Annotated in this window: 3 protein-coding genes; 2 read left to right on the forward strand and 1 reads right to left on the reverse strand. The window is 65.2% G+C overall.

Translation table 11 applies throughout. The features are described 5' to 3' along the window. Positions 1–132: 132 nt before the first annotated feature. A complete protein-coding gene (locus tag GTK09_RS21540) occupies positions 133–1,338 on the forward strand; it encodes a L,D-transpeptidase family protein (protein WP_246218048.1) in 1,206 nt (401 codons plus the stop codon). Between the two features lie 635 nt (positions 1,339–1,973). Further along, the gene (locus tag GTK09_RS27245) at positions 1,974–2,762 is read left to right on the forward strand and encodes an extensin-like domain-containing protein (protein ID WP_203561150.1); all 789 of its coding nucleotides are present in this window, start codon (positions 1,974–1,976) and stop codon (positions 2,760–2,762) included. A 119-nt stretch (positions 2,763–2,881) separates the two neighbouring features. Here GTK09_RS27245 and GTK09_RS21550 read toward each other — a convergent pair whose 3' ends face one another. Further along, complete coding sequence (locus GTK09_RS21550; protein ID WP_163465456.1) at positions 2,882–4,852, reverse strand: M23 family metallopeptidase; 1,971 nt, start codon at positions 4,850–4,852, stop codon at positions 2,882–2,884. Positions 4,853–6,000 lie beyond the last annotated feature (1,148 nt).

The raw sequence follows: 6,000 nt of genomic DNA on the forward strand, positions 1-6,000 counted from the left end.
GCCATCGGCGCGTTTTTCGCGCGCGAGCGTGCCGCGCTGGCAAGTTCTGAAACCTGTTCCCTCGATCTTGGGGAGCCAAGTGCGGCCCGCGGTCGTTTCGTAGGCTTTGGTTCTATCGAAGCGAGGCGTTCGATGAAAAGCTCGATACTGGCTGCGGCGGCGGGTCTACTGACGTCGCCGGCACTTTTCCCGGCTCTTGCCGCGTCCAGTTCGTCCCTCTCGGCAATCGACACAGCGACCTATCAAGGCTGGCTGGCTCGGCAAACCGAAAAGGCGGAAATCGCGGAGACCGCGAAATCCGCCCCCTCTATCCCGGATGTCGAGCCAGCGTCGAAGACGGAAGCGCAGGGGGAGGGCAACTCCCAGGCAGACACCGAAGAGCCGCAAATGGTTCAGGTGCCGGGGGAGCCGGACAAGGTGGTCGCCACATCGGACAACTCGACTGACATTCCCGATGAAGCCGGTCTCCAGTCTGCTGACGATCAGGAAGGACCGGACCCCTTCCTGATACGTCTCCAAATCCTGCTCGACCGGGCGAACACTTCACCGGGCGTCATCGACGGGTTCCAGGGTGAAAACACCAAGAAGGCGATCCGCTCCTACGAAGCAATGCGGAACCTCGAGGTCGATGGAGAGCCAGACGAGGAAATGTGGAAGGCCCTGGTGGTGGATCAGGGCAGGGCGATGACGACCTATGAAATCGCCGAGGATGACTTGTCCCGCCGGTACGTGGAACAGATCCCGGACGACTACGCGGAACTTGCCGAGATGGATTGGCTGGGCTTCCACAGCCCGGCGGAGATGCTGGCCGAGAAATTTCACATGGACCAGGAACTCCTCAAGGCGCTGAACCCGCAGACCGACTTCGAAACTGCCGGTGACAAGATCCTGGTCGCAGAGATTGGCGACCCGGCGACTACCAAGGTCGCTCGGATCGTGGTCGACAAGGCTGTCGGTACGTTAACGGCCTATGATGGGGCCGGCGACATCGTTCTCTCGGCGCCGGCGACGATCGGTTCCGAAGACAACCCGTCGCCTTCCGGAAAGGTCACGGTCGTGGGCGTCGCCTCGGAACCGACCTACAGCGACGAACCCGGCGAGAACTTCACCCAGGGCGACAACACCAAGGAGCTGACGATCCCTCCAGGTCCGAACGGTCCGGTGGGTTTGATCTGGATCGATTTGTGCAAGCCGACCTACGGCATCCATGGAACCGTCGATCCGGCGCTGATCGATAAGAGCGCAAGCCATGGCTGCGTCCGGCTCACGAATTGGGACGCTGAAGCTCTGGGCAAGCTCGTTCAGCCGAAAGAAACCCAGGTGGAGTTCACCGAGTGAGGCGCGTCGCGATTCTCTGCGTCGCCGCCATAGCCCTGACGGGTGGAGTGGCCCCGCCGGCGGCAAGCAGCGGGGCCGCGGTAGCCGCGCTGCTCGATCAGGTCCTTCCCGGTCCTGGACAAGCGCATGCGCAGTCGCGCCAGACCCGGCGCCGCTTGCGGCTCGGCCGGGCCGGCGGGAAGGACCGCAAGGTCGTCCTGCCCGAGCACCCGCCGGTGCCGATACCACGCGCCGAGGCCATCGACGCCGAAGAGAAGGGGGCGGAGGACGCTGGCGGGGTGACGGCAGTCGGTAGAGGGCCGAACGGCGAGCCGACACAAGCCTCGGCGGGGAAGAAGCCTCAAAGCGATGATCCGAACGGAGCCGAATCGAGGGACGACGCCGGCAACATCGGTAACGACGAGACGGCGGAGGCATCCGAACCGTCGGAAACGATGGGAACTTCGCCCTCGACAACAGCGACAGCTGATCGAGACGCCGGAACGATGCAGCCAGCCGGGGAAGTTGCCCTTCCTGCCGCCGGTCCGGTCCCCGAGACCAGACCTGATCGCGCAGCCGAAACCGACGGCAGACCAGACGACGTCGCTCCGCCTGCGAGGCAACGCGTCACGACACCCGACGCACTTCGCGACGCGATGGAGAAGATCACCCCCGCTGCGACCGTCGCTGCTGCTGCGGCAATCAAGAACGCCAAGGCCTGCGAAGCCTCGCTGAGGGAACGCGGCGTCGCATTCACGGTGGATCCGAGCATCAGCGAAGGCGCCTGCGGCGTGCTGAGGCCAGTTACCATCCGTAGCCTATCGGACGGAACGAAGGTTGCAGGCGAAACGCAGCTCCTCTGCCGAACTGCGCTGGCGCTGGACGACTGGGTGACGAACGCGGTGGCGCCAGCGGCTCGCGAGGCGTTCGGATCGAAGCGAAAGTTGTCCGCCCTGAACGAAATCTCGACCTATGTCTGCCGCCCACGCGCCTCCGAGGACAAGATTTCCGAACATGCCCGGGGCAGTGCCATCGACGTCGGCGCCTTCGCCCTTTCGGACGGCAGCACCGTTCCCGTGCGGGCGATTGAAAGCGAGCCCGTCGCGCATGCGCCCGCGTCACCAGGCGAGGCCGGCGGCGCTGCGCCAGACGAGCCTTCGGCGGCAGGTGGCGACGGCCGCACGGCCGGCGACGAACCGACCGGGAGCGCCGAAGAAACGCCAGGCCCCGGCAACGCCGAGGCGGCAAGCGATCCGAAATCCGAACCTCAGTCGTCTTTGGCGGGAAAGAAGGACCAGCGCGAGAAGGAGTTTCTCGACGCCGTGCGCAGCGCCGCCTGTGGACCATTCAAGACGGTGTTGGGCCCCGGCACCGATGCCGATCATGCCACCCATTTCCATTTCGACATGGCGGCGAGACGCAACGGCGCGACCTACTGCAAATGAGCCCCGATCTGCTTCGTCGGCAATCGAGTCTTCTGGCGACGAAATCTCGGGCTTCCGACTCGGCCAGGCCGGATCAAGCCAACCGTTCTGTCGAAACAGGCTGTTGCTCCGCCGCCGCCCTACTGCGCCGCCAGCAGCGGTGCATCCACATGTTCTTCGAGCAGCGCATCGATCCGATTGCGTTCACGCTTGAAGGTGACCAGGTCCTCGCCCTCGAGGGTCTGGCCCGGCGGGATCTTGATGCGCATCGCGTCGACGGGCTTGCCGTTGACGTGCACTTCGAAATGCAGGTGATTGCCGGTGGAAAGGCCGGTCGAGCCGACATAGCCGATCACCTGGCCCTGGCGCACGCGCTGGCCGACCTTGAGCTTCTTGGCAAAGCCACTCTGGTGGGAATAGGTCGTTTCGTAGCCGTTGGCGTGGCGAAGTTCGGTGTGGCGGCCGTAACCGCTCTCCCAGCCGACCTTCGTGACGATGCCGTCGGCAGCGGCGAGGATCGCCGATCCGCGCGGTGCCGCCCAGTCCACCCCCCAGTGAGGACGATTGTAGCCGAGCACCGGATGCTTGCGGCCGGCGGAAAATCCGGAGGTGAATCGGGCGTTCGGAACCGGCTTGCGAAGCAGGAAGTGGCCGGCGCTCTGGCCGTCCTCGTCGAAATAGCCGGCAACGCCGGATTTTGTCGGCCGGAAGCGATAGTAGCGCTTGGCGAAATCGCCCACATGGACTTCCACGTAAAGAAGTTCGCCGGGATCCTCGTCGTCGCCGTCCTTGGTCATCGAATAGAAGACCACCAGCCGGTCGCTCGGCGACAGCCGCGACTGCAGGTCGACGTCGGTCGCCAGCATGTTCGTCAGCTGCTGGCACATGCGCACGTCGAGCCCGTAGGACAGAGCCGCCTGGAAGAGGCCGTCGTAGATCGTCGGCATGTCGCCGCGGATCGGCGCTTCGCTCTCGTTCTCGTCGATCGCTTCAGTGACCGAATCGGACATTTCCGGCGATTGCGATGGCTCGAAGGGACCATCCCGCGTGGCCGCGACGGTTGCGAGGTGGTTCCCCGCCCGATAGGCCGACAGGCGAACGACCTCGCCTTTCGGCGGCGCTTCGTCGGCGTTCGTCCGCGGCGGGGTTTCGACGCCGATCCGCAGCGCATCGCCCGGCTCGAGCGTATCCTTTCCCAGTTCCTCGGCCAGCGCCTCGACCGCCGCCTTCGCCGCACCGTCGTCGTGGCCGGCGCGGCTCAGCATGTCGGTGATCGGCGACGTCTGGCGAAACGGCACGATCTCTTCATGAAAGCGCGGCCGGTCGTCGCTCGTGTCCGCTACCGCGTAGGAAACGTTCTGTGCCACGACCCGGAAAGCCGAGCCCGGCTCGTATTCGCCGGCCGGATCGGGGCTGAGGCCGAAGCGGAACGGATCGACGGTGCCGAGCGAGGCGACCTGCACCGGCTGACTGCCGAGGCGCGGGGCGACGGAGCGCACGAGGTTCTCCGCCGCCGCCGCGTCGAGCTCGACGTTTCGTTGATAGGCGACCGGATCGAAGTCGAAGCTCGATACCTTGAGCCTCACCTCCGATTCGACCCGGGCTCCATAGATCTTCGCCGGCTCGTCTTCCTCCGTTGCGGTCTCGCCGCCCTCGTCGGTGGCATAGACCTTCAAGGGGTCGAAGCTCGGATAGTCGGTGGTTGCGGGATAGCGGGCGGCGAGCAGCATGTTGACGTAGCCGAAGGGAAGCGTGCGCAACACCTCCCGGTCGCCCTTCCGGGTCAGCGTCGACAGTTCCATGATCTGACGGGAGCGGGCGACTGGAAGGGCGGTCGCGACGACGCGCTCGCCCTTGGCGAGTTCCTCGCCATCGATCGTCGCGGCCGCGGTCGCGACCGCTGGCCGCGCTGCGCCTTGATGCCCGTCGAGCGCTGCCGACAGGGCGATGCCCATCAGCGTCGTCGAAGTCACGCCAGTGAGAAGGGTGCCCGCCAACCAGCGCGCCGACACTTGGCGCTTGTCCGGCCGGCGTCGGCGATCGGCGACGAGCGCGGGCTCGTCACCGAGATCCGGACGAAGGCTGAGACCATCTAGCCGCGTTCGATTCATTCTTCTCCCCAGAAGGACGGTCTCGGAGCTTCGACCGGCCATTCCGTCGCCCTGGTCCAACAAGGTGGCGAAATCCCGGCCGCTCCCAACGGACACGCCGGCTTTTTCAGGCCATGAGCCTCATCCGAATAGCCCAGTGCTTGCGCCGGCTCAAGCGTGAGGCGACGGCGACCCTGCTGGAAGGGCACCGCGTCGGCGATGCTTCGTCCTTGGGGGAGGGGGCTCCGACCGTGAGGACCGGCATGGCGGCCCAGCGGCCCGGCACCAGTCCTCGCAAGTCCTCGCATGCGCGCGCGAACGGAAAAAACCGTCAATTCGCCTCAAGAGGTGCACCCGCTTCGAAAGGCAGATCCGTTTCCTTCGCCTGAGGTGCGACGCAGACGGATGGGGGAGCGCTCGCTCCGCACATGAAGCCGTGCTGCGAGCCGCCCGCCGGTTCCTCCTCCCGCGGCACGCGACCATCGGGAGACGGAATCTCCGAAGCTCGACCTGCGGTTGGCAGGCTCCAGCCAGCCCTGGCGGCTGAAGCCGGCTCGCCCATGACAGCCCCATTCGTGACCGAATTGGCTAGCCCGAGCGGCCCTCGATCTCCTGCAAGCGTGAAGCGATCGGTGGCCCGCTTCACGCTCAGCGGTCTGACGGCGCCACCAGGTTCGCAGCCGCCGAAACGACAGACGCAGATCTGGCGAAGTCCGCGACGGAGCGGGGCCTCTCGACCCCCAACGGCGGAGGCTTCGAGGCCGCAGGACGGCGCTGCGCCGGCCTGTCGCGACTTTTTTGAAGTTTTTGCGAAATGGTCGTTGACAGGCGGCCGAACCATCTCCTATATGGCGTTCATCGACGACGGCGGTGGCGCCGAGCCGCTCCAGACGGAGCGGACAGCCTCCGGTTCCGGAGAGGAATCTCCAACCGGATGGTTTTCGCGCCTCCAACGTCGCTATCATTTGAGTTTTGTCGACGGGTTCGGCCTTCACCTTGAGGGCTCGAAATCTTTCGCTTCTCTCGAACGCCGCAGATGCGGCGTGCTCTTTGACATTGTTGGTAGTAGAGACAAGAAAGAGAAGCGTGGGCGGCGCGGGATCTGCGGCTCATGGATTGATCGGAGTGATCTGATTGGTTTGTGAGTTCTGGAGACAACCAAGTCGTTA

The organism is Jiella pacifica, from assembly GCF_010500815.1.
Lineage (GTDB): Bacteria > Pseudomonadota > Alphaproteobacteria > Rhizobiales > Rhizobiaceae > Jiella > Jiella pacifica.

Bases quoted from the DNA above. Each gene is read 5' to 3' on its own strand.
- GTK09_RS21540 (WP_246218048.1), top strand. From the start codon at position 133: ATGAAAAGCTCGATACTGGCTGCGGCGGCGGGTCTACTGACGTCGCCG.
- GTK09_RS21550 (WP_163465456.1), bottom strand. From the start codon at position 4,852: ATGAATCGAACGCGGCTAGATGGTCTCAGCCTTCGTCCGGATCTCGGT.
- GTK09_RS27245 (WP_203561150.1), top strand. From the start codon at position 1,974: ATGGAGAAGATCACCCCCGCTGCGACCGTCGCTGCTGCTGCGGCAATC.